The sequence below is a fragment of the Micromonospora sp. AB353 genome, assembly GCF_049538395.1.
Classification (GTDB): domain Bacteria; phylum Actinomycetota; class Actinomycetes; order Mycobacteriales; family Micromonosporaceae; genus Micromonospora; species Micromonospora aurantiaca.
This window is the reverse complement of the sequence record NZ_JBMVFV010000042.1, coordinates 12,136-34,970: the sequence shown is the minus strand read 5'-3', so window position 1 is coordinate 34,970 and position 22,835 is coordinate 12,136. Positions and strand designations below refer to the sequence as shown.

The 22,835-nt window shown below is 74.4% G+C and carries 20 protein-coding genes; 7 read left to right on the top strand and 13 right to left on the bottom strand.

Features of this window, described 5'->3' with window-relative positions; translation table 11 throughout:
• Positions 1-2: 2 nt before the first annotated feature.
• On the bottom strand, positions 3-2,123 hold the full coding sequence (gene glgX, locus ACPCK6_RS18320) for a glycogen debranching protein GlgX (RefSeq protein ID WP_423481697.1): 2,121 nt from the start codon (positions 2,121-2,123) through the stop codon (positions 3-5).
• A 317-nt stretch (positions 2,124-2,440) separates the two neighbouring features.
• Between glgX and ACPCK6_RS18315 the strand changes: the two genes are divergently transcribed.
• Positions 2,441-3,838 carry a glycosyltransferase family 4 protein gene (locus ACPCK6_RS18315; protein WP_396883183.1) on the top strand — a complete coding sequence of 466 codons (1,398 nt, stop codon included), beginning with the start codon at positions 2,441-2,443 and terminating at the stop codon, positions 3,836-3,838.
• Positions 3,839-4,016: 178 nt separating this feature from the next.
• On the opposite strand, the gene ACPCK6_RS18310 is transcribed toward ACPCK6_RS18315, so the two are convergent.
• From ACPCK6_RS18310 to ACPCK6_RS18295, 4 genes are all read right to left on the bottom strand, one after another.
• Entirely contained in the window at positions 4,017-5,300 is a 1,284-nt protein-coding gene (locus ACPCK6_RS18310; protein WP_318333871.1) for a citrate synthase, read from the bottom strand.
• 176 nt (positions 5,301-5,476) lie between these two features.
• Complete coding sequence (locus ACPCK6_RS18305; RefSeq protein WP_423481696.1) at positions 5,477-7,540, bottom strand: sulfatase-like hydrolase/transferase; 2,064 nt, start codon at positions 7,538-7,540, stop codon at positions 5,477-5,479.
• Entirely contained in the window at positions 7,533-8,948 is a 1,416-nt protein-coding gene (locus ACPCK6_RS18300; RefSeq protein ID WP_423481695.1) for a methyltransferase domain-containing protein, read from the bottom strand. The genes ACPCK6_RS18305 and ACPCK6_RS18300 overlap by 8 nt, the downstream gene beginning before the upstream one ends.
• Entirely contained in the window at positions 8,945-9,103 is a 159-nt protein-coding gene (locus ACPCK6_RS18295; protein ID WP_013286005.1) for a hypothetical protein, read from the bottom strand. The genes ACPCK6_RS18300 and ACPCK6_RS18295 overlap by 4 nt, the downstream gene beginning before the upstream one ends.
• A 180-nt stretch (positions 9,104-9,283) precedes the next feature.
• On the opposite strand from ACPCK6_RS18295, the gene ACPCK6_RS18290 reads away from it, so the two are divergent.
• Positions 9,284-9,685 carry a VOC family protein gene (locus ACPCK6_RS18290; RefSeq protein WP_396883178.1) on the top strand — a complete coding sequence of 134 codons (402 nt, stop codon included), beginning with the start codon at positions 9,284-9,286 and terminating at the stop codon, positions 9,683-9,685.
• 34 nt (positions 9,686-9,719) lie between these two features.
• On the opposite strand, the gene ACPCK6_RS18285 is transcribed toward ACPCK6_RS18290, so the two are convergent.
• From ACPCK6_RS18285 to ACPCK6_RS18265, 5 genes are all read right to left on the bottom strand, one after another.
• Positions 9,720-10,445 (bottom strand): helix-turn-helix domain-containing protein, encoded by a 726-nt coding sequence (locus tag ACPCK6_RS18285; protein ID WP_396883176.1) that lies wholly within the window; start codon positions 10,443-10,445, stop codon positions 9,720-9,722.
• A 105-nt stretch (positions 10,446-10,550) separates the two neighbouring features.
• Complete coding sequence (locus ACPCK6_RS18280; RefSeq protein ID WP_423481694.1) at positions 10,551-11,774, bottom strand: dolichyl-phosphate beta-glucosyltransferase; 1,224 nt, start codon at positions 11,772-11,774, stop codon at positions 10,551-10,553.
• 3 nt (positions 11,775-11,777) lie between these two features.
• Positions 11,778-14,198 carry an ArnT family glycosyltransferase gene (locus ACPCK6_RS18275; protein ID WP_423481693.1) on the bottom strand — a complete coding sequence of 807 codons (2,421 nt, stop codon included), beginning with the start codon at positions 14,196-14,198 and terminating at the stop codon, positions 11,778-11,780.
• 45 nt (positions 14,199-14,243) lie between these two features.
• The gene (locus tag ACPCK6_RS18270; protein ID WP_396883172.1) at positions 14,244-15,776 is read right to left on the bottom strand and encodes a sensor histidine kinase; all 1,533 of its coding nucleotides are present in this window, start codon (positions 15,774-15,776) and stop codon (positions 14,244-14,246) included.
• A complete protein-coding gene (locus ACPCK6_RS18265; protein WP_412098880.1) occupies positions 15,754-16,500 on the bottom strand; it encodes a response regulator transcription factor in 747 nt (248 codons plus the stop codon). The genes ACPCK6_RS18270 and ACPCK6_RS18265 overlap by 23 nt, the downstream gene beginning before the upstream one ends.
• 136 nt (positions 16,501-16,636) lie before the next feature.
• Between ACPCK6_RS18265 and ACPCK6_RS18260 the strand changes: the two genes are divergently transcribed.
• The gene (locus ACPCK6_RS18260; protein ID WP_318333863.1) at positions 16,637-17,530 is read left to right on the top strand and encodes an SDR family oxidoreductase; all 894 of its coding nucleotides are present in this window, start codon (positions 16,637-16,639) and stop codon (positions 17,528-17,530) included.
• A complete protein-coding gene (locus ACPCK6_RS18255) occupies positions 17,527-18,324 on the top strand; it encodes an alpha/beta fold hydrolase (protein ID WP_396883168.1) in 798 nt (265 codons plus the stop codon). The genes ACPCK6_RS18260 and ACPCK6_RS18255 overlap by 4 nt, the downstream gene beginning before the upstream one ends.
• Before the next feature lie 27 nt (positions 18,325-18,351).
• Here ACPCK6_RS18255 and ACPCK6_RS18250 read toward each other — a convergent pair whose 3' ends face one another.
• On the bottom strand, positions 18,352-18,567 hold the full coding sequence (locus tag ACPCK6_RS18250; protein ID WP_318333861.1) for a DUF8847 domain-containing protein: 216 nt from the start codon (positions 18,565-18,567) through the stop codon (positions 18,352-18,354).
• A 138-nt stretch (positions 18,568-18,705) separates the two neighbouring features.
• Between ACPCK6_RS18250 and ACPCK6_RS18245 the strand changes: the two genes are divergently transcribed.
• Positions 18,706-19,653, top strand: a complete 948-nt coding sequence (locus ACPCK6_RS18245) for a serine/threonine-protein kinase (RefSeq protein ID WP_423481692.1) — start codon at positions 18,706-18,708, stop codon at positions 19,651-19,653.
• An 80-nt stretch (positions 19,654-19,733) separates the two neighbouring features.
• Positions 19,734-20,162 (top strand): OsmC family protein, encoded by a 429-nt coding sequence (locus ACPCK6_RS18240; RefSeq protein WP_013285994.1) that lies wholly within the window; start codon positions 19,734-19,736, stop codon positions 20,160-20,162.
• Between the two features lie 4 nt (positions 20,163-20,166).
• Here the strand turns inward: ACPCK6_RS18240 and ACPCK6_RS18235 are convergent, their stop codons facing one another.
• Complete coding sequence (locus ACPCK6_RS18235; protein ID WP_423481691.1) at positions 20,167-21,105, bottom strand: endonuclease/exonuclease/phosphatase family protein; 939 nt, start codon at positions 21,103-21,105, stop codon at positions 20,167-20,169.
• A 363-nt stretch (positions 21,106-21,468) separates the two neighbouring features.
• Here ACPCK6_RS18235 and ACPCK6_RS18230 point away from each other — a divergent pair, with 363 nt between their 5' ends.
• Positions 21,469-22,302 carry a hypothetical protein gene (locus tag ACPCK6_RS18230; protein ID WP_423481690.1) on the top strand — a complete coding sequence of 278 codons (834 nt, stop codon included), beginning with the start codon at positions 21,469-21,471 and terminating at the stop codon, positions 22,300-22,302.
• Between the two features lie 10 nt (positions 22,303-22,312).
• On the opposite strand, the gene ACPCK6_RS18225 is transcribed toward ACPCK6_RS18230, so the two are convergent.
• Positions 22,313-22,798 carry an ATPase gene (locus ACPCK6_RS18225; protein ID WP_396883163.1) on the bottom strand — a complete coding sequence of 162 codons (486 nt, stop codon included), beginning with the start codon at positions 22,796-22,798 and terminating at the stop codon, positions 22,313-22,315.
• Positions 22,799-22,835 lie beyond the last annotated feature (37 nt).

Sequence of the window (22,835 nt, the reverse complement as noted above, 5' to 3'; positions counted from 1 at the left end):
GGTCAGGCCGTCCTCTCCAGGACCAGCAGCGAGCGGTCCGGCACGCAGACCGTGCCGCCCGCCTCGACGAGCGTCGTCTTCTCCGGATCGGGTTCCGCGGTGCTGATCACCAGCTCCCACCGGGTGCCGAACTCCTCGCCGGGCAGCGTGAAGTCCAGCGGCGCGTCGTGCGCGTTGAACAGCAGCAGGAACGAGCTGTCCCGGTGCCGCTGGCCGTACTGGCCGCGTTCGCCGATGCCGTCGCCGTTGACGAACAGGGCCACCGAGCGGCCGAAGTCGTTGCCCCAGTCCTCGCCGGTCATCTCCCGGCCGTCCGGGGTGTACCAGGCCAGGTCGGGCAGTCCGGACCCGGCGGCCCGGCCGCCCACCGGCAGGCCGGTGAAGAACCGGCGGCGGCGGAACACCTGGTGCCGGTTGCGGAAGTCGGTGAGCCGGCGGACGAAGTCCAGCAGCTCGTCGTCGGCCCGGTCCCAGTCGACCCAGGCGATCTCGCTGTCCTGGCAGTAGGCGTTGTTGTTGCCGCGCTGGGTGCGGCCCAGCTCGTCGCCGTGGCCGAGCATCGGCACGCCCTGGGACAGGATCAGCGTGGCCAGGAAGTTGCGCCGCTGCCGGGCGCGCAGCGCGCGTACACCGGGGTCGTCGATCTCCCCCTCGACGCCGCAGTTCCAGGACCGGTTGTGGCTCTCCCCGTCCCGGTTGTCCTCGCCGTTCGCCTCGTTGTGCTTGTCGTTGTACGAGACCAGGTCGGTGAGCGTGAACCCGTCGTGGCAGGTGACGAAGTTGATGCTGTGGAACGGGCGGCGTCCGTCGTCCTGGTAGAGGTCGGCCGAACCGGAGATGCGGGAGGCGAACTCGGCGAGCGTGGCCGGCTCGCCGCGCCAGAAGTCGCGGACGGTGTCGCGGTACTTGCCGTTCCACTCGGTCCACTGCGGCGGGAAGTTGCCGACCTGGTAGCCGCCGGGGCCCACGTCCCACGGCTCGGCGATGAGCTTCACCCGGCCGACCACCGGGTCCTGCTGCACCACCTCGAAGAACGTGGACAGCCGGTCCACCTCGTAGAACTCGCGGGCCAGCGTGGCCGCGAGGTCGAACCGGAAGCCGTCGACGTGCATCTCGGTCACCCAGTAGCGCAACGAATCCATGATCAGTTGCAGCGAGTGCGGGCTGCGGACGTTGAGGCTGTTGCCGGTGCCGGTGTAGTCGACGAAGTAGCGCCGGTCGGACTCGGAGAGCCGGTAGTAGCTGGGCGTGTCGATGCCCTTGAAGCTCAGCGACGGCCCGAGGTGGTTGCCCTCGGCGGTGTGGTTGTAGACCACGTCGAGGATGACCTCGATGCCGGCGGCGTGCAGCGCCTTGACCATGCCCCGGAACTCCTGCACCTGCTGGCCGAGGCGGCCCAGCGCGGAGTAGCCGTGGTGCGGGGCGAAGAACCCGATGGTGTTGTAGCCCCAGTAGTTGCGCAGCCCCAGGTCGGCCAGGCGGTGGTCGTGCACGAACTCGTGCACCGGCATCAGCTCCACCGCCGTCACGCCGAGCCGCTTGAAGTGCTCGATCATCACCGGTGAGGCGATCGCCGCGTACGTGCCGCGCAGTTCCTCCGGGATGCCCGGGTGGCGCATGGTCAGGCCGCGTACGTGCGCCTCGTAGATCACCGAGTGGTGGTACGGGGTGCGCGGCGGCCGGTCGTTGCCCCAGTCGAAGTACGGGTTCACCACCACCGACTTCGGCATGAACGGCGCCGAATCAGCGGTGTTCATCAGGTCCGGGTCGCCGCCGACCTCGTAGTCGTAGACCGACGGATCCCAGGTGACCTCCCCGTCGACAGCCTTCGCGTACGGGTCGAGCAGCAGCTTGTGCGGATTGCAGCGCAGCCCCTCGGCCGGGTTCCACGGCCCGTGCACCCGGTAGCCGTAGCGCTGGCCGGGCTCGACGCCGGGGATGTAGGCGTGCCACACGTACGCGTCGACCTCGCGCAACTCCACCCGGCGCTCGGTGCCGATGTCCCACTCGTCGAACAGGCACAGTTCGATCTTCTCCGCCACCTCGGAGAAGATCGCGAAGTTGGTGCCCATCCCGTCGTACGTGGCGCCGAGGGGGTAGCTCTCGCCCGGCCAGACCTGCATGTCGCTCCTTCGGCCCATGATCGTGAGCGCACCGGACAGGGGGAACCGCCGATGCGCACGCCGGTGATGCCCAGTCGTACCCGCCGTCAATCCACCCGTTCGGACCGTAACCGAATCCGCCCTCGTGCGAACGGATAGACGTTCGGGTGTCATCCGTCACGATCGCCCTTTTCGAGATGCGGACCGGCGGCGGATGGACTTTCCTGGATCCGGGCCCACGCGCGCGCGGGCCCGCCCGGCCGTTCGGCCACCCCTCACCACCGCTCGTCGCCGCCACCGAAGCCGGCGTGCCTCACCATGCATGGACGGAGATCCCCGTGACCACTCTGCGGGTCGGCGCTCAGCCCGCCACCGCGACGGACCGGCTCCACCGGCCCACCCTCACCTCCCGCCCGGCGCCCCCGTCGCCGGCCGGGTCCGCGCCCCGGACCCGGCGCATCCTGATGCTGTCGTGGGAGTACCCGCCGGTGCTCGTCGGCGGGCTCGGCCGCCACGTGCACGCGCTGTCCGTCGCCCTGGCCGCCGCCGGGCACGAGGTCACAGTCGTCACCCGCCACGCCGAGGGCGCTCCCCTGGAGGAGTACGCCGACGGCGTGCGCATCGTCCGCGCCGCCGAGGACCCGGTGACCTTCCCCCTCGCCACCGGCTCCCTGCTCGCCTGGACGATGGCGTTCAACCACACCCTGACCCGGGCCGCGCTACGCGCCGCCGCCTCCGGCACCTACGACGTCATCCACGCCCACGACTGGCTCGTCGCGCACACCGCGATGACGCTGCGCGAACACCTGGACGTGCCGCTGGTCAGCACCATCCACGCCACCGAGGCCGGCCGGCACCAGGGCTGGCTACCGGAGGAGATGAACCGCACCATCCACGGCGTCGAGCACTGGCTCGCCGGCGAGTCCGGGCGCGTGATCGTCTGCTCCGGTTACATGCGCGACGAGGTGGGCGCGCTGTTCGGCGTGGACGCCGCCCGCGTCGACGTGGTCCCCAACGGCGTCGAGCCGCACCGCTGGCGGGTGCCCGCGTCGGCGGTCGCCGCCGCCCGGGCCCGGTTCGCCGCCGACGGCCCGCTGGTCACGTTCGCCGGGCGGCTGGTGTACGAGAAGGGCGTGCAGCACCTGCTGGCCGGGCTGCCCCGGCTGCGCGACCGGCACCCCGGGCTGCGCGCGGTGATCGTCGGCGACGGGCCGTACAAGGCGGACCTGGAGGCCGAGGTGCACCGCCTCGGGCTGGGCGCCACCGTGAGCATGCCCGGGTTCCTCGGCGGTACCGACCTGCCCGCCGTGATGGCCGCCTCGGACTGCTTCGCGGTGCCGAGCATCTACGAGCCGTTCGGCATGGTGGCGCTGGAGGGGGCCGCCGCGGGCGCACCGCTCGCCGTGGCCCGTACCGGTGGGCTGGCCGAGATCGTGGAGCCGGGCGTCACCGGGATGACGTTCGCCCCGCACGACCCGGACGGCCTCGCCGAGGCGGTGCACGCGCTGCTGTCCGACCGGGACCGGGCGCGTGCGCTCGCCCGGCGGGCCCGCACCATGGTGCACGAGCAGTACGGCTGGGCGGCGATCGCGTCCCGCACGGCCGCCGCGTACGCCGCCGCCATCGCCGGCGACCCGGCGTTCACGGCCGCCCGCGCCCAGCACCGCATGGCACACGGCCACGCGACCCCGCACGTCCCCGACGGCAACCTCCTCACCGCCGCCGGCTTGCGGTAAGGAAGGGCCCTCTATTAACGCCTCCGGTAGAGGAAGGGCCCCTTATTAACGCCCCCGCACCCCGTGAGCACGACGAAGGCCGCCTACCCGAGCAGGGTCGGCGGCCTTCGTCGTCCGCGTGTTAAAAGGGGGCCCCTCCTCTACCGGAGGCGTTAACAGGGGGCCCTTCCTTGCACGCTCAGCGCTGGGCGGCGGGGACGTAGTCCCGCTCGGTGGCGCCGGTGTAGATCTGCCGCGGCCGACCGATCTTGGTCTCCGGGTCGTTGATCATCTCGCGCCACTGCGCGATCCAGCCGGGCAGCCGGCCGAGCGCGAACAGCACAGTGAACATCTTCGTCGGGAAGCCCATGGCCTTGTAGATCAGGCCGGTGTAGAAGTCCACGTTCGGGTAGAGCCGCCGGGACACGAAGAAGTCGTCGGCGAGCGCGATCTCCTCGAGCTGCACCGCGAGGTCCAGCAGCGGGTCCGGCTTGGCCATCCGGCCGAGCACGTCCTGGGCGGCCTTCTTCACGATGGCGGCGCGCGGGTCGTAGTTCTTGTAGACCCGGTGCCCGAAGCCCATCAGCTTCACGCCGTCCTGCTTGTCCTTCACCTTCTGCACGAAGGAGCGGACGTCGCCGCCGTCGGCCTGGATCTTCTGGAGCATCTCCAGCACGGCCTGGTTGGCGCCGCCGTGCAGCGGGCCGAACAGCGCGTTCACGCCGGCCGAGACCGAGGCGAACAGGTTGGCGTTGCTGGAGCCGACCAGCCGCACGGTCGAGGTGGAGCAGTTCTGCTCGTGGTCGGCGTGCAGGATGAACAGCATGTCCAGCACCCGGGCGACGACCGGGTCGACCTCGTACGGCTCGGCCGGTACGCCGAACGTCATCCGCAGGAAGTTCTCGACGTAGCCCAGCGAGTTGTCCGGGTACAGCAGCGGCTGCCCGATCGACTTCTTGTACGCGTACGAGGCGATGGTGGGAACCTTCGCCATCAGCCGCACCGTGGACATCTCCACGTGCTCGGAGTCGAACGGGTCCAGGCTGTCCTGGTAGAAGGTCGAGATGGCGCTGACGGCCGAGGAGAGCACGGCCATCGGGTGCGCTTCGCGGGGGAAGCCGTCGAAGAAGCGGCGCATCTCCTCGTGCAGCAGCGAGTGCCGCCGGATCCGCTCGCTGAACTCGGTGAGCTGCGCCTGGGTCGGCAGCTCACCGTAGATCAGCAGGTAGGAGACCTCCAGGAAGGAGGACTTCTCGGCCAGCTGGTCGATCGGGTAACCCCGGTACCGCAGGATGCCGGCATCACCGTCGATGTAGGTGATGGCGGACGAGCAGGACGCGGTGTTCACGAAACCGGGGTCGTACGTGGTCATCCCGGTTTCCTTGAGCAGCTTGCTCACCCCGATCCCGGCGGGGCCCTCAACCGCGGACTGCACCGGCATCGACAGCTGCCCACCGGGGTGGTCGAGCTTGACTTCCGTCATCTGTTCCTCGCTTCGCCGGCAAGATCTTCGTTGAATTGCCTTCGCTTCTACCGTAATCACGGCGCGGAGAACACCGCTCGTCATGGTTTGAGGGTGAGGTGTGCGTCACCTGTTTCCCGGCCAGCCGGTCCGGAAACCGGATGGGAGCGCGGCCATGGGCACGTCCGGGAGGTCCGTCACGACAGCGTGAGCCGCCGCAGCGTCCCGTCGTCGCCGACCCGGTAGAGGTCGAGCCGGTTGGCGCCGGCGGCGAACAGCCGGTCGTCGGCGAGCAGCGCGGCGAACCGCCGCCCACCGGCGTCCGGCGGCACCACGGGCACCACCGCGCCGATGGTGCCGTTGACCGCCACGGCGAGCCGGGTGCCGTCGGGTACGCCGTCCGGCACGGTGCCCCAGACCAGCGCGGGCAGCCCGCCGCCGGCCGGGTCGACCGCGTCGAACGCGTCCCGGTTCGCCACCGTGGCGGTCCCGCCGACCGGCACGTCACCGACGCGGGTGCCGACGAGCGGGTCGACCGGGAGCGGCGGGAGCGGGGCGGGCACGCCGCCGGTGACGGTGACCGGCTGGCCGGGGCGGTCGTAGAAGCGCTTGTCGGCCCGCTCGCGCGGTGCGGCCTTCGCCGACCGGCCGTCCATCCGCCAGGGCACCCGCATGTGCGTCTCGTCGGCGATCGTGGGCAGCAGGTCGACGTGCTCCCAGTTGCGGTCGTCCACCCGTCCGGCGCGCTGGCCGGGTTCCTTGACGAACATCGGCACCCAGGCCACCTCGTTCGCGGCGTGGTCGATGGCGTCCATCCCCCGGCCCTGCCAGTCGCGGCGGAAGCTGACGCCGTGGTCGGCGGTGACCACCACCAGCGCCTTGTCGTAGAGGCCGGTGGCGCGCAGTGTCCGCAGCGTCTCGCCGATCAGCCGGTCGGTGTAGCCGAGCTGGGCCAGGTGCCGGGCGCGGGCCAGGTCGACCCAGCCGGCGCCGTCGTTCGGCAGGTCCTCCGGGGCCGCGTAGTGCGCCCCGGACGGCAGGTACGCCCACGGCGAGTGGGGCATCAGCAGGTGCAGGAAGTGCAGCGTGGGCCGGGTGTCGGGGCGCAGCCCGGCCAGGAACGAGGTGAACCGGGCCGGCTGGTTGTCGTCCAGGGTGTCCCAGCGGAACTTCGGGTCGTCCGGAACCGGCTCGGCGGCGTCCAGCCCGGCCTCGGCGGCGGTCCGCTCGCGGTAGGAGTCCTCCGGGTCGATCCGGCTGTCCACCGGCGCGGCGATCCGCCCGAGCAGCCTGCCGCTCTCCCGGACCAGCACGCCGAGCCCCTGTTCCGGGGTGGTGGCCTGTTCGCAGCGGCTCGGCGGGCAGAGCCGGGTGATGCTCTCCTCGGCCCTGATGCGGTAGAGGCCGCCGAGTGCGGTGAACAGGTTGTCCGGGTACTGCGAGTAGTGCGGCGCCGCCCCCCGCTCCGGGTAGCGCCCGGTGAGCATCGCCGGCAGCGCGTAGGGCGTCCAGCCGCTGACGCCGGTGGCGTTGCGGTACCACGTCGACCCGCCGGCCAGCGCCGCGACGTTCGGGTAGCGCTCGGCGTCGATGCGGCCGTCCGGGCCGAGCAGGGAGACCAGCGGCAACTCGTCCAGCACGATCATGACCACCGGCGGGTGCGCGCCCGCGCCGGCCACACCGGCCGCGCCGCCCTCGCCGCGCGGCAGCACCACCGCCGAGGCGGGCGAGGCGAACAGGAACAACCCGACGAACACCAGCGGTCCGGCGGCGGCGACCCGCAGTACCCGCCGGGGCGCCCGCCACCGCCGGTGCGCGGCCGCGCCGGCGGCTCCGGCCACACCGGCGGCGACGAGCAGGGGTACGCCTCGAAGCGGCGTGACGTGCCGGCCGACCTGGACCGCCAGCGCGGCGAGCAGCAGGCCCACGAACGCGGTGTGCACGGCGGCCCGGATGAGGCGCCCGGCGGGCAGTACGAGTGCGCCCAGCAGCGCGAACGCGCCCAGTAGCGCGAACAGCGCTGTCGGCGCGAGCGCGATCAGGGCGACCAGCAGCAGCACGTCGGCCCGGGAGGCGCGGTGGAACAGGAAGAAGTCGGGGCTGCGGCCGAGCACGTCGAGCAACGGCTGGGTGACCACCAGCCCGACCAGCGCCACCACCTCGGCCAGCCGCGCCGCCTCGGCCCGCCACCACTGCCGGCGTTCCCGCCGGACCGGGACGGCGGCGTGGTCCCGGGGTGGCGCGAGGGTGTCCTCAGCCACCCACCACCACCTGGTAGAGCGTGCGGGTGCCGGACGGCAGCTCGGTGCGGGCGATTACCCGGCCCCGGCGGGCGAGCAACGCCTCGAAGGCGTCGCGCCGGTAGTCCGGGAACAGTCCGTCGGGCTTGTTCGCCAGCAGGCGGCGGGCCATCGGGTCGTCCGGGTGGACGAACTCCACCACCAGGCTGCCGCCGGTGGCGGTGAGCGCGGTGAGCTGGTCGAGCACCTCGGGCAGCGGCACGTTGCGCCCGATCGCGAGGTGGTGCACCACGGCCAGGGCGAGGACGGTGTCCGCGCGGGCCCGGTCGGCGAACGCGGCCCGCTCGACGCCACGCCAGCCGCCGCCCGGGGACGGGTCGGCCAGGTCCATCACCAGCGGCAGGATCCGTGTCTCGCCCTCGTCGCGCAGCGCGCGGTAGAGCGTGTCGACGACCGCCGGGTCCTGCTCGACGGCGACGACGTGCGCGGCGTGCCGGGCGGCGATGCGGGCGTACCGGCCGTCGTTGGCGCCCAGGTCCAGCGCCGAGCCGCCGCCGACGGCGGCCACCGCCCGGTCGACGAACTCCTCCTTGGCCTGCCGGTCCGGCACCGAGTACGCGCAGGTGCGCTGGTAGTCCGACCAGTGGCTGTCGCCGGGCCGGTGGTCGAGGCGGCGGACCAGCTTCGTCAGCCCGCGTACCGTGGCCAGCGCCAGCTCGCGGGAGAACCCGGCGGCGCGCAACTGGGCGCGGACGTCGGTGGTGCTCGCGGCGGAGTTGCGGGCCTGCATGGCGCCGTGCAGGTGCACGTGGGTGGGCACGCCGGCCCGCCAGCGCCGGGTGCCGCCGAACAGCCGGCGCATCTGGTCCGGTTCGACGCCGTCGACGCGGGCGCGCAGGAACGGCTGGAAGTCCAGCCCGAGGTGGGCCTGGATGAGCAGCGGGTAGAGCAGCGTCTGGCAGAACTGCCGGTAGCCGGACCAGGGTTCGCCGTCGCGCAGCGCCTCGAACGAGCCGACGTCGATGAAGACCGGCCGGGCGCCGCGCCACTGCACGTTGTACGCCGAGCCGTCCTTTGTGGTGAAGCCCGCTTCCAGGGCGGCGCGCAGCACGTCCAGGTGCAGCAGCGCCGCGTCGCGCAGCATGGCGGACGACCACTCGTAGGGGTGCGAGACGAACGGGATCCGCTCGTGCCGCAGCACCGCGGTCCAGGGCGCGTCGACAGGGGTCGGGGTCAGCTCCTCGGTGCCGACGATCTGCCCGGTGCTGGTGGCCTGCCGGAAGAAGTCGGTGACGGACAGCGCCCGCCAGTCCCGGGCGGAACGCTCGTCGAGCCCGCGCAACACCTCATCGCCCCGGTGGAACACCCGGTTGCCGGGGTCGCGGAAGGAGCCGGGCTCGACGCGGACGCCGGTGTCGGGGATCGTCACGCCGCCGGACCCTGGTCGGAGGGCTGGCGCCGGAACCGGGACACCAGGCGGCGCCAGTAGAGCTTGGCGGCCACCGCCACCCCGGCCACCCCGCCGACCACCGCCTGCACGATGAGACTGCCGGATCCCGCGTCCAGGTAGGCCAGATGCGTCACGGCTGCTTTCCTTCCCTCGCCGGTCATCGAAGCACGCCCGGAATGCGAGCTTTGTTGCTCGGGGCCGGACTTGTCCCCCACCGTAACGTCTCGGCGTCCGGGTGCGCGGCCACACCGGCCACTCGTCCCCCGTCCGATCCGTTCAAGACGGGCCGGCCCGGTCGCGCCTACCGTGGCCGCATGACACCGCAGTTCGATCTGGTCGGGGCCGTGGTCACCGACATGGCCCGCACGCTCGACTTCTACCGGCGGCTGGGGCTGCCGATCCCGGCCGGCGCCGAGACGGAAGGGCACGTCGAGGTCACCCTGCCGAACGGGGTGCGGCTGGCCTGGGACACGGTCGAGGTGATCCGCAGTTTCCATCCCGGGTTCGACCCGTCCGGCGGCAACAACCGGATGAGCCTGGCCTTCCGGTGCGCCGGCCCGGCCGAGGTGGACCGCTGGTACGCCGAGCTGACCGGCGCCGGGCACCACGGCGAGATGCCGCCGTGGGACGCGTTCTGGGGGCAGCGGTACGCGGTCCTGCACGACCCGGACGGCAACGGCGTGGACCTGTTCGCCCCGCTGCCCCCGGCCGAGTAGACGCGAGCCGGCTCGCGCACGGCTTCCGGACCGGTCAGCTCGCCTGCGGGCGGCTCCGGGCCGGGGCGAGCAGCCGGGTCGGCGGCACCCCGGCCAGCTCCCGCACCTCGCGGGTCAGGTGGGCCTGGTCGGCGTACCCGCTGCGCACCGCCACCTCGGCGAGCGGCGCACCGGCGCGGGCCAGGTCCAGCGCGCGGCGCATCCGCAGGATGCGGGCCAGCGTCTTCGGGCCGTACCCGAAGAGGGCCCGGCTGCGGCGGTGCAGGGCGCGCGGGCCGAGGCCGACCTCGGCGGCGGTCGCGGCGACGGTGGCCCCGGCGGCCAGGCGGGCGGCGACATGCGCGCCGATCGGGTCGGGACCGCCGGCCGCGCGCAGCCGGTCGCGGGCGACCCCGGTGAGCACCCCGGCGGCCTCGTCGCCCGGCGCGGCCAGCGCCGCCTCGACCCGCTCGGTCACCTCGGCGGCGGTACCGCCCCACAGGTCGGCCAGCGGGACGCGGCGGTCCCGCAGTTCCTCGGCCGGCACCCCGAACACGGCCGGGCCGGTTCCCGGCGGCAGGCGCAACCCGATCCACCGGTCCCCCGGCGCGGATCGCGACAGGTACGCGGTGCGGTCCGGACCCGCGACCAGCAGCCCGGACCGGCTGGACCAGAGCAGATCCAGGCACCCGTCCGGCAGCACCCGCGTCTCACTCCCGCCGGAGACGCTGCTCCACAGAACCGCGCCCGCGATTCCCGGCGCTCCCCACTCCCGGTACACGCCCCCAACCCTGCCACCCTCCCCGTCGATCATGACGTTGACGGTGCCGGGGCCCGGCGTGTCGCGCCGCCAACCTCATGATCGACGGGGTGTTCGGGGGCCGGGTCAGGGGCGGTGGTGCATGGCCAGGCGGAGCAGGAGGAAGCGCAGGGCCGTCGCTGCCAGGTTGGCCGTCACCAGGACGGTCAGCTCCAGGGCGCGGTTCGGGGTCGTGGTGGCGTGCAGCGTGGCGAGGGAGCCGCTGGTCAGGGCCAGGCCGAGCGCGAACGCGAGCAGCCCCTGGAGGTGGTGCCGGCCGGCGTGCCGGCGTCCGCTGACGCCGAACGTGAGCCGCCGGTTGGCCGCCGTGTTCGCCACCGCGGTGAGCAGCAGCGCCAGCAGGTTCGCCGGTTGCGCCCCGAGCGGGCCGCGGGCCGCCAGGAACAACAGCAGGTACGCGAGCGTGCTCGCCACGCCCACCGCGGCGAACCGGGCGAGCTGGCGCGGCAACCCGATCGGCACCTGCTCCGGCGGTGCCGGCAACGGCCCCCGGCCCAGCTGGGCGCGCAACTGCGCCAGCGGCAGCGCCCCGGTCACCAGCGCCCGGCCCAGCCGCCCGATGCCGCGCAGGTCGGCCAGCGCGGTGGCGACGATGTCGACCCGGCTGTCCGGGTCGTCCACCCAGTCCACCGGCACCTCGTGGATGCGCAGCCCGGCCCGCTGCGCCAGGACCAGCAGCTCGGTGTCGAAGAACCAGCCGGTGTCGCGGACCAGCGGCAGCAGTTCGGCGGCCACGTCGGCGCGGATCGCCTTGAACCCGCACTGGGCGTCGGAGAAACGGGCCGCGAGCGCACCCCGCAGCAGCAGGTTGTAGCCGCGCGAGATGACCTCCCGCTTGGCGCCCCGGACCACCCGGCTGGTGCGGGCCAGCCGGGTGCCGATGGCCAGGTCCGAGTGCCCGGAGATGAGCGGCGCGACAAGCGGCAGCAGCGCGGCCAGGTCGGTGGACAGGTCCACGTCCATGTACGCGAGCACCGGCGCCGGCGAGGCCGACCACGCGGCACGCAGCGCCCGGCCGCGGCCCTTCTCGTCCAGGCGCAGCACCCCCACCTCGGGCAACTCGCCGGCGAGCGCCCGGGCCACCGCCGGGGTGCCGTCCACGCTGGCGTTGTCGGCCACCGTGATCCGGAACGGGTACGGGAAGTGCGCGGTCAGGTGCGCGTGCAGCCGCCGGACACAGGGCCCGAGGTCGGCCTCCTCGTTGTAGACCGGAACCACCACGTCGAGCACCGCGCTGCCGGCGGCGGGCCGGGCCTGCACGGCGGCCCGGGGCGCGTACGTGTCAGTCATCGCTCAGCCCTGCTTTCCGCTGCTCAGGTCGTACACGGTCACGCCGTCGACGGTGGTCGCGGTGAAGGTCTCGGCGACCCACGCGGCGATCTCGGCGGAGGCGTTGCTGCCGCCGTCGGCGCGGAACCCGCCGCCGCCGAGGAAGTAGTGGATCCGCCCGTCCGCGACGTATTGCTGGAACCGGGCGAGCGTCGGCGACGGGTCACTGCCGTTGAATCCGCCGATCGGCATGACCGGCCGGCCGGTCGCCAGCTGGTAGCCGGAGGCGTTGTTCGAGCCGACAGTCGCGGCGACCCAGGTGTAGTCGTCGGCGTCGGCGGTGAGCAGCGCGGTCATCTCGGCGCTCGGCTCACGGGCGTCGAGCAGCCCGCCCATGCCGCCGCCGCGCTGCCCCCGCCCTTCCTGCCCGGTCCCGCCGTCCTGCCCGGTGCCGCCGGGCGCGCCCGGGGCCGAACCACCACCGGGGAATCCGGGGAACCCGCCGGCGTTCGCCCCGCCGTCCTGGCCGGTACCGCCCGGGCCGGTGCCGTTGGAGCCGGTGCCGTCTGAGCCGGTGCCGTCTGAGCCGGTGCCGTTCGGGCCACCCGGGAAGCCCGGGAACTGCCCGTTCCCACCGCCCGGACCACCGGGGGACTGCCCGTTCGCGCCACCCGGCATCCGGCCGCCCGGACCACCGGGGCCGCCGAAGCCACCCGCTCCGGCCGGCCCGGCGCTCGGGATCGAGCCGCTGTGCGGCGTGGCAGCGGTCTGCACGGCGTACGCGGCCGGCCCGGCCAGCGCCACCGCGATCCCGGCGACGGACACCACCGGCACCACCCACCGCACGACCCGCCCGGCAATCCCAGCCCCGGCCCTCGCCTTCACCCCCGTCTCCGAGTTGACCAAGGAGTTCGCGTCACTTTGAACGCCGTTCCCGGACACGAACTCCTTGATCACCGCCGAGGTGGCCAGGAGGGCGGCGGCGGTCAGGCCCAGGGCCAGGACTGTGGGGCGCAGCCAGGAATGCCAGTCGGGGGTGCGGCCGAGCAGGTGCCAGGACCACCAGGCGGTGACCGCCAGCGTGCCGGCCAGGACCAGCGTGGCGACGAGCGCCCGCCGCCGGCGCGGAGCCGCGACGACCGAGGCACCCGCGACGACCGGCGCATCCGCCACAGCGGGAACCGGAGCTGCCGCGTCTGCCGCGACCGGTGCCGAGCGTGCGCGCCAGAGCAGCGTGACGCCGATGCCGGCCAGCGCGCCGACCGCCGGGGCCAGGGCGACCGTGTAGTACGCGTGGAAGATCCCGGACATGAAGCTGAAGATCAGTCCGGTGACCAGCAGCCAGCCGCCCCAGAGCAGCAGACCGGCCCGGGTGCGGTCGGTACGCGGTGCGCGCCCGGCCAGCCACAGCCCCGCCACCAGCAGGATCAGCGCGGCCGGCAGCAACCAGGAGATCTGCCCGCCGACCTCGGTGTCGAACATCCGCAGCAGTCCGGTCTGGCCGGAGAACGGTCCGCCGCCTCCCCCACCGGGCCGGCCACCACCGCCGCCACCGACGCTGCCCACCTCGTCGCCGGTGATGCGGCCCAGGCCGTTGTAGCCGAGCGTCAGCTCCAGGATGCTGTTGTTCTGCGAGCCGCCGATGTACGGGCGGGCGCTCGCCGGCACCAGTTCGACGATCGCCACCCACCAGCCGGCGGAGACGACCACGGCGAGCCCGGCGAGCAGGAGCTGGCGGATCCGCCGTCCGAGGCCGGTCGGCGCGGCCAGCAGGTAGACGCCGGCGAAGACCGGGATCACCAGGAACGCCTGGAGCATCTTGGTGAGGAAGCCGAAGCCGACGAGCACGCCGGTCAGCGCGATCCACCGGGTGCTCGCCGTCTCGACCGCGCGCACCGTGGCGTACGCGGCCGCGACGAGCAGGAACACCAGCAGCGCGTCCGGGTTGTTGAACCGGAACATCAGCGTCGCCACCGGGGTGAGCGCGAGCACCGCCCCGGCGAGCAGTCCGGCGGCCGGGCCGTACCAGCGGCGGACCGTCGCGTACAGCACGCCGACGGAGGCGACGCCGAGCAGTGCCTGCGGCACGAGGATCGACCAGCCGCTCAGGCCGAAGATGCGCACCGAGAGCGCCATCAGCCACAGCGAGGCGGGGGTCTTGTCCACCGTGATCGAGTTGGCCGCGTCGGACGAGCCGTAGAAGAACGCCGTCCAGTTCTGCGACCCGGCCTGCACGGCGGCCGAGTAGAACGCGTTGGACCAGCCGGAGGCGCCCAGACCCCACAGGTAGAGCAGCGCGGTCACGACCAGCAGGCCGAGCAGGGCCGGCCGGGCCCAGCGCGGATCGCGGCCGGTGCGGGTCTGCGGGGGTACGGGCGCGGGGGCCGGCTCGGTGCCGGGCGGCGCGGCCGTGGGCACGGTCGGCAGGCTGTCGGTTCGGTTCATGCGGGCAAGACTCGGCGGGCCCGCTGGCCCGCTCCCGTGAACGGCCTATGCGTCGGCTGTGGATCCCGGCAGCCACACCGTGAACGCGGTACGGCCGGGCCGGCTGACCACGTCGACCCGGCCCTGGTGCGCCTCCACCACGGCGGCGACGATGGCCAGTCCCAGGCCGGTGCTGCCCTGGGCGCGGGAGCGGGAGGTGTCGCCGCGCGCGAACCGCTCGAAGACCTCCGGCTGCAACTGCTCCGGGATGCCCGGCCCGTCGTCGGTGACGCGGAGTTCGACGCCGCCGGGCGCTGGTGCGAGCCGGACCGTGACTGTGGTGCCGGGCGGGGTGTGCACCCGCGCGTTCGCCAGCAGGTTCGCCAGCACCTGGTGCAGCCGGTGGGCGTCGCCGGTGACGGTGAGCGGCTCGTCGGGCAGGTCGAGTTGCCAGCGGTGGTCGGGCCCGGCGACGTGCGCGTCGCTGACCGCGTTCACCGCCATGGCGGTCAGGTCGACCGGCTCGGTGGCGAGCGGGCGGCCGGAGTCCAGCCGGGCCAGCAGCAGCAGGTCGTCGACGAGGCTGGTCATCCGGGTGCTCTCCGACTCGACGCGGCGCAGCGCGTGCGCCACGTCGGGCGGCACCTCCTGGCGGCCCCGGCGGGCCACCTCGGCGTACCCGCGGATGGCCGCGAGGGGGGTGCGCAGCTCGTGGCTGGCGTCGGCGACGAACTGGCGTACCCGGGTCTCGCTGGCCTGCCGGGCGGCGAGCGCGGCGGCGACGTGGCCGAGCATCCGGTTGAGCGCGCCGCCGACCTGCCCGACCTCGGTGCGGGGGTCGGTGTCGGCGGCCGGCACCCGCACGGACAGCGCGACCTCGCCCCGGTCGAGCGGCAGTTCGGTGACCCGGGCGGCGGTGGCGGCGACGCGGTTGAGCGGGCGCAGCGTGACCCGGACGATGAGCAGACCGAGGGCGCCGGCGATGACCAGGCCGGCGCCGATCACGCCGGCCTGCGCGACGAGCATCCACATGACGGTGTCGTCCACCTGGGCCAGCGGGATCGCGAGGACCAGCACGTCGCCGTCGCCGCGCGGCGAGGGCAGCGCGATCGCGCGGTAGTCCCCCCGGTCCCCGACGACGACGGTGCGCGGGCGGTCGCCGACGGGTACGCGGGCCAGCGCGGTCAGGTCGGCGGCGGGCACCTCTTCGCTCCCGCCGCTCTCGGACCGGACCCGGCCGACGGGTTCGGCGGCAGCGGGCACCCGGACCGCGATGGAGCCTGGCGGGAAGCCGCCCGGGGGGTCCGGCGCGACCTCGTCGGAGTCCGGCGGGGTGGGCCGCTGATCCGGGCGCGGCGGGTCGATGCCGCGGCGGGCCCAGCGTTCGAAGTCGGCGGGCCGCCGGTCACCGAAGGTGAGCTGGTTGTCGATCTGGTCGATCAGGAAGTGCCGCAGCGCCACTGTGGTCAGGCCGCCGATGCCGAGGCTGACCAGCGCGAGCAGCGCCACCACGGAGAGCACGAGCCGGCGGCGCAACGACCAGCCGGCCAGGCGGCGGCGCAGCCGGCCACGGCTGTCACTCGGCGGGTTTGAGGACATAACCCGCCCCGCGCAATGTGTGGATCATGGGCGCGCGGCCCGCGTCGATCTTCTTGCGCAGGTACGAGATGTACAGCTCGACCACGTTGGCCTGGCCGCCGAAGTCGTAGTTCCACACCCGGTCGAGGATCTGCGCCTTGCTGAGCACCCGGCGCGGGTTGCGCATGAGGTAGCGCAGCAGCTCGAACTCGGTGGCGGTGAGCGTGATCAGGTCGTCGCCGCGGCGTACCTCGTGGCTGTCCTCGTCGAGGGTGAGGTCGCCGACGGTGAGCACCGCCTCCTGGCGGGCGGCGACCGCGAAGCCGGAGCGGCGCAGCAGCGCGCGCAGCCGGGCGATCACCTCCTCCAGGCTGAACGGCTTGGTGACGTAGTCGTCGCCGCCGACGGTGAGCCCGGCGACGCGTTCCTCCACCGCGTCGCGGGCGGTCAGGAACAGCACCGGCACGCTCGGGAACTGCTCGCGCAGGCGGCGCAGCACCTGGAAGCCGTCCAGGTCGGGCAGCATCACGTCGAGCACCACGGCGTCCGGGCGGAACTGGCGGGCGGTGGTGACCGCCGCCATGCCGCTGCCGGCGGCGGCGACCTGCCAGCCCTCGTACCGCAGGGCCATCGAGAGCAGGTCGGTGAGCGTCGGCTCGTCGTCGACGACGAGCACCCGCACCGGTTCGCCGTCCGGGCGGCGCAGCTCGATGCGGCCCTGCGCGGACTGCGCGTTCATGACCATGCCCCCATCGTGGGCGGCCCCGCTGTCGGCGGGCTGTCCCGATCCTGTGTACCAGCTGTGCGCGCCGTACGGTGCCGTTCCGGGCAGGTCCGGCGAGGTCTTCCGCACCCGGGCTACCCGGTGGTAACTTCCGGGCATGTCCATCGACGGTCGTTTTTCCGGCCGGCTGGCCGGCAAGGTGGTGCTGGTGACCGGCGCGGCCCGGGGCATCGGCGAGCACACCGCCCGCCTCGCCGCGGCCCGCGGTGCCCGGTTGTCCCTCGTCGGGCTGGAACCCGACCGGCTCGCCGCGCTCGCCGCCGAGCTGGGCCCGGGGCACGCCTGGTTCGCCGCCGACGTCACCGACCAGCAGGCGCTGGCCGAGGCGGTCGACGGCACCGTGGCGGCGCTGGGCGGGATCGACGCGGTGGTCGCGAACGCCGGGGTCGCCAACCGCGGCACGATCGCCGTCGGCGACGTCGAGGCGCTGGTGCGTACCGTCGAGGTCAACCTGATCGGGGTGATGCGCACGGCGGCGGCGACCGTGCCGGCGCTCGTGGACCGAGGCGGCTACCTGCTGATCGTCTCCTCGGCCGCGGCGTTCGCCGCGCTGCCCGGCATGGCCGCCTACTGCGCGTCGAAGGCGGGCGTCGAGCAGTTCGGCAACGCGGTCCGGCTCGAACTGGCGCACCGGGGCGTGGCGGTCGGCACCGCCCATCCGTCGTGGGTGGACACCGACCTGGTCCGCGAGGCGCGCGCCGACCTGCCGGCCTTCTCCACGGCGCTGGCGAAGCTGCCGTGGCCGCTGCGGCGCACCACGACGGTGGCCGAGTGCGCCGAGGCGTTCGTCCGGGCGATCGAGCGCCGCAGCCGCCGGGTGTACGTGCCGCGCGCCGTGGCCGGCGTGCAGGCGATGCGATCGGTGCTGGTCAGCCCGCTGGCCGACCGGTTGGTGGGCCGCACCGCCCGGGCCACCGTCCCGCTGATCGAGGAGCAGTCCCGGGCGCTGGGCCGGGGCTTCGGCGCCAGCACGCCGCAGGGGCGGCCGTGACCGCGCCGGTGGACGTCGTCTACGAGCGGCGGGGCACCGGGCCGACGCTGGTGCTGCTGCACGGCATCGGCCACCACGGCGGCGCCTGGCGGCCGGTGCTGGACCGCCTCGCCGAGGCGCACGACGTGATAGCCGTCGACCTGCCCGGTTTCGGCCGCTCCCCGGTGCCCGCCGCCGGGCTGCCCGCCGACATGCCCGGCCTGGCCGTGGCCATGGTCGAGCTGTTCGCCGCGTTCGGGCTGCAACGGCCGCACGTCGCAGGTAACAGCCTGGGCGGGGCGATCGCGCTGGAACTGGCCGCGCTCGGCGCGGTCTCGTCGGCCACCGCGCTGTCGCCGGCCGGGTTCTGCACCGCGCGCGAGCTGCGCTGGGCGCTGACCGTGCTGTCCCTGCACCGCAACGCGGCCCGGCTGCCCGAACCGGTGCTGCGCCGCCTGTTCGCCGCGCCCGCGCTGCGGATGCTGGCGATGGGCATGATCCTGGCCCGGCCCAACCGGATGGCCCTCGACGACGCGCTCGCCGACGCCCGCGCGCTGCGCCAGGCGCGGGCGTTCCGCGCCGTCGCCCGCGCCGGACGGGGGTACGCCTACGCGGGCGCCCCGACGGTGCCGGTCACCGTGGCCTGGGGTACGCGGGACCGGATCCTGCCCTACCGGCAGGCGGCGCTGGCGCGTACCCGGCTGCCGGCCGCGCGGCACCTGGACCTGCCCGGCTGCGGGCACGTGCCCATGCACGACGACCCGGAGCTGGTCGCCTCGGTCATCCTCGGCACCACCGGCGTCCGGCCGGCCTGACGCGGCGCGCCCGGCCGCTCCGGGGCCTCACTCGGTCGCGCCGAACGGGAACGTGTGCACGTACCGCATCGTCCAGCCACCGGGCGACGCGTGGTCGTCACGCTCGTAGAGGTGGTCGGCGATCCCCTCGGCCGGTTCCTCCGGATGACGCAGCACCCACCGGGGCGGCGGCGCGCCGTCCGGACCGGCCGGCAGCTCCCGGGTCAGCTCGTCGGCCGGTCCGCCGACGAACCGTACGCGCACCGCGCCCACCGCTGTCCCCCGTTCCTCGACGCCCCCGCCGCGAAGCTACCCCGCCGCGGCGCCGCTCCTCGGCGGTTTGCACAGCTCCGGGGCCGGGTAGCGGGACCGGAGGGCACCGGACGAGGCGAGGAGTGGGCGATGAGGACGCTGGGCGGGCGGTACGAGCTCGAACAGCGAGCCGGCCTGGGCGGCATGTCGGAGGTGTGGCGCGCGCACGACCGCGTGCTGGACCGGACGGTCGCGGTGAAGCTCATCTCCCCCGCGCTCGACGGCGACGCCGGTTCGGTGGACCGGATCCGGGCCGAGGCACGCTCGGCGGCGCGGCTGGTGCACCCGAACGTCGCCAGCGTGCACGACTTCGGCACCGCGACGCTGCCGGACGGGCGGCCGGTGCCGTACATCGTGATGGAGCTGGCCGAGGGCGAGACGCTCGCCGCCCACCTGCGCGGCGGGCCGCTGGACTGGCGGATCGCGGTACGGGTCTGCGCCGAGGTGTGCGCCGCGCTGGCCGCCGCACACGCGCACGGCATCGTGCACCGGGACGTGAAGCCCGCGAACGTGATCCTCACCCCGTGCGGGGTGAAGGTGCTCGACTTCGGCATCGCCACCCCGGCCGGGGCACCGGACCACACGCCGGACGGCGTGGTGGTGGGCACCCCGGCGTACCTGGCGCCGGAGCAGCTCGACCGGCAGCCGGCCACCCCGGCGGCCGACATGTACGCGCTCGGCGTGCTGCTGTACTACTGCCTCACCGGCGAGTTGCCGTACGAGGCCGGCAGCACCACCCAGCTGCTCGGCTCGCGCCGCCGCCGGCCGCCCCGCCCGCTGCCCGAGGTGCCCGGTCTGCCGAGCGAGGTGGCCGAGTTGTGCCGGCGCTGCCTCGACGCCGACCCGTGCGCCCGGCCGACCAGCCCGATGGCGGCGCTGCTGCTGGCCGAGGCGGTGGACGCCCGGGTCTACGTGCCGATGACCGCGGCGCTGCCCCGGCAGCGGGAACCGCAGGTATCGCCGTGGACCAGCCGGGCCGCCGCCGAGGCCACCGAGGCGATGGCCGTCGACGCCGCGACCAGCGGCCGGGTCGGCTGAGCGCTCCTACTGCCCGCCCGGGCACGGTTTCGCCGCTGCGGGTCCGGGAACGCGGTCCGGTGAGTGACGGGAGGAACGCGATGCCGGATCCGAGTTCCTGGCTGGCCGAGACGGCCACGGCGACCGCGGCGGGCGGTCACGTACGCACCGACGACGGCGGGCTCTCCTCCGCCCTGGCGTCCCCGCTGGCGCCGCACTGCACCGGCCTGACGCCGGAGCAGCTCCTGGCCGCGGCGTTCGCCTCCTGCCTGCACCACGCGGCGGTGGAGGCGGCCGGGGAGATCACGGACGAGGCGCACACCGTGCAGGTGACGGCCGAGGCGAAGCTGGGCCGCGATGACGACGGCCGCTACCGGGCCGACGTGCACGCCGAGATCTCCTCGGCGGGACTGACCCGGGATCAGCTGGCCGACCTGGTCGCCTACGCCGACCGGCTGTGGCCGTTCTCCAGCGGCGACCCGAGCCGGCACCGGCTCACCGTGACCCCGGCGGAGAACGGCCGGCACTGAGCGGTCACCAGCGGAAGCCGGCGGTCACCGCGCGGTGGTCGCTGTCCGGGGTGCGCAGCACCCCGGCGGTGGTCGGCGTGAGGCCCCGGTAGAGGACGTGGTCCGGGCGAGTGACGGGTAGCTCCGCCGGCCAGGTGAAGCCGAATCCCTGCCCGGCCTCGGCCTGCGCGTCGCCGAGCAGCCGGGTCAGCGGGTCGAAGACGCGGTCGGTGGTGGCGGTGTTCAGGTCGCCGAGCACCACCAGCCGGTCGGCCGGGTCGGCGCGCACGGCGTCGGCCAGCGCGGCGACGGTCTGGTCCCGGGTGGCGGTGTGCCCGGCCCGCGCGGAGCCGAGGTGGACCACGTACACGGTCAGGTCGCCCCGGGGCGCGGCCACGACGGCCCGCAGCGCGCGGTCCCAGCCCAGCCCGGTGTCCACGCCGTGCGCCTCGCGGATCGGCCACCGGCTCCACAGCGCGACTGTCGACACGACCGCCCGGTGTGGGTAGCGCTCGGCCAGCACCGGCGCCACCCGGCCACCGTCGGCGACCTCCTGGAGCCCGATCAGGTCCGGGGCGTCGCCGGTGAGCGCGCCGACGGTGGCGGCCGGGTCGGGGTTGCTCACGCGCAGGTTCTGGCTGACCACCCGGACCGTGGCGCCGTCCGCGCCGGCGGCCGGGGGCAGCCAGGCGCGCCCGTACAGCCCGGCCCAGATCAGGGCCGGCAGCAGCACCGCCAGCAGCGCGGGCCGGGAGCGGCGCAGCAGCGCCGCCAGCGCGAGCGCCGGTACGGCGATCCCGAGCAGCGGGGTGACGCTGTCCACCAGGCTGCCCAGGCCGTTGACGTTGGGCACCAGCCGGTGCCCGGCGAGCAGCAGCGCGAGCAGCACGGCGCAGACGACGACGAGCGTGCCGCGCCGGCTGCGGGGGCCGCTCGGGCGCTCGTCGACCATCCGCTCCGTCACCGTGGGAATCGTATCGAGCGCCCGGGCCGTCGCGCGGCGGCCTCGCCATGATCCACAGGGTTCAGGCGCGGACCATCCGATCGCGATGCGTCGATCCCTGCGGGTCGGTGGACCGACGCCGCGCGCAGGACGTCCGACCAGGGCACCCTCCGCCGAACGGAGGAACCGGGGGTACGCTGCCGCCGGATCGGCCGGACGTCCGTTTCACACCACCGAAACCGACATTGGCATTCTTCCGGGTACGCAGCTTTGGCGGTTTTGATGATCCAGCGCCCCTAATGCGGACCGCGAATCCGGCAGATTGTGGCGCATGCCACTAATCACCCCGATGGCAAAGGCCCGGAAGCTTTCTAGCCTCGGCGGGTGCATCCCGACGACTCCGATCATCAGCCGCTGCCCGCCAACCGCCCGGTTCGCCGAACGATTGACCCGGCATCAGCCGAACGGAGAGTGGGGCGTCACCGCGCCCCGGAACCGCCGCGACGCGGCCCGGCCCGGACCGTACCCGGCCGGATCGCTGTCGCCACCGGCGTCACCTGCTGCCTCGGCCTGATCGGCGTGGCAGGCGTCGGCGAGACCGGCCCGGCGCACCTGGAGGTACGCGAGGCCGTCGCCGACCGGGCCGCCGCCGACCAGCGCGCCTCCCGCGACGTCACCCGGATCGCGCCGCCCGCCGCCGCGGCCCTGCCGCCGCCCGCCCCCACGCCCAGCGCCACCCCGGCGACGAAGAAGCCGCCGCGCAAGCCCGTGCTGCCCAAGCGCCCCCGGCCGGTCGCCGGCCTGGACCAACGGCAGATGGACAACGCCAAGGCCATCGTCGACGTGGGGCGGGAGATGAGGATGCCCCGCCGCGCGCTGGTCGTCGCCGTCGCCACCGCCATGCAGGAGAGCGACCTCTACAACCTGGCCAGCGACGTACTGCCGGAGTCCTTCGACCACCCGCACCAGGGCAGCGGCTCCGACCACGACTCGGTCGGGCTGTTCCAGCAGCGGCCCAGCAGCGGCTGGGGCACCGTCGCCCAGCTCATGCGACCCGCGTACGCGGCCCGGGCCTTCTACGCCGCGCTGCGCGAGGTACCCGGCTGGGAGGACATGAGCGTCACCGCCGCGGCCCAGGCGGTGCAGGTGTCCGCCTACCCCGACGCGTACGCCCGGCACGAGAAGCGCGCCACGACCGTGGTGGCGGCGCTGGTCTGACCGGCGCGGGTCACGCGGCGCTGCGCCCGGTGCCACCGGGCCGCACGCCCGCCGCGGCGGTGGGGGTGTCCACCGCCACCCGATCGCCCCGCGCGCCGGCCAGGATCTCGTCGACCCGGGACTCCCGGCGTCGGCGCGCCAGCAGGGCCGCCTCGAACTCGCGGCGGGCCCGCACGGCCTCGGCGTACGCCTCCTCCCGCAACCGGCGGGCCTCCTCGCGGGCGGCCTCCAGTTCGGCACGGGCCTGCGCCAGCAGCTCGGCGGCCTCCCGTTCGGCGGCCGGCGGGCGGGACGTGCCGCCCTCGACCGGGGCGGTACGGCGATGCAGGAAATCGCACAGGTGCAGGGCGTCCGACCGGATCTGGTCCCACTCCCGGCCGGCCCCGGCGGCGCCCTCCGCACGCGCCGCCAGCCGCCCCAGCCGCAGGCTCAGCTCGTCCAGGCAGGCGTCCACCTGACGCCTGTCGTAGCCGGTCTCCACCACCGAGAACCTCATGCGTCGCCCCCCAGGCAGCCGGTGTGCGTCCCCACCA

Bases quoted from the DNA above. Each gene is read 5' to 3' on its own strand.
- glgX (WP_423481697.1), bottom strand. From the start codon at position 2,123: ATGCAGGTCTGGCCGGGCGAGAGCTACCCCCTCGGCGCCACGTACGAC.
- ACPCK6_RS18275 (WP_423481693.1), bottom strand. From the start codon at position 14,198: ATGAACCGAACCGACAGCCTGCCGACCGTGCCCACGGCCGCGCCGCCC.
- ACPCK6_RS18270 (WP_396883172.1), bottom strand. From the start codon at position 15,776: ATGTCCTCAAACCCGCCGAGTGACAGCCGTGGCCGGCTGCGCCGCCGC.
- ACPCK6_RS18260 (WP_318333863.1), top strand. From the start codon at position 16,637: ATGTCCATCGACGGTCGTTTTTCCGGCCGGCTGGCCGGCAAGGTGGTG.
- ACPCK6_RS18240 (WP_013285994.1), top strand. From the start codon at position 19,734: ATGCCGGATCCGAGTTCCTGGCTGGCCGAGACGGCCACGGCGACCGCG.
- ACPCK6_RS18225 (WP_396883163.1), bottom strand. From the start codon at position 22,798: ATGAGGTTCTCGGTGGTGGAGACCGGCTACGACAGGCGTCAGGTGGAC.
- ACPCK6_RS18290 (WP_396883178.1), top strand. From the start codon at position 9,284: ATGACACCGCAGTTCGATCTGGTCGGGGCCGTGGTCACCGACATGGCC.
- ACPCK6_RS18245 (WP_423481692.1), top strand. From the start codon at position 18,706: ATGAGGACGCTGGGCGGGCGGTACGAGCTCGAACAGCGAGCCGGCCTG.
- ACPCK6_RS18310 (WP_318333871.1), bottom strand. From the start codon at position 5,300: ATGACGGAAGTCAAGCTCGACCACCCCGGTGGGCAGCTGTCGATGCCG.
- ACPCK6_RS18280 (WP_423481694.1), bottom strand. From the start codon at position 11,774: ATGACTGACACGTACGCGCCCCGGGCCGCCGTGCAGGCCCGGCCCGCC.
- ACPCK6_RS18265 (WP_412098880.1), bottom strand. From the start codon at position 16,500: ATGGTCATGAACGCGCAGTCCGCGCAGGGCCGCATCGAGCTGCGCCGC.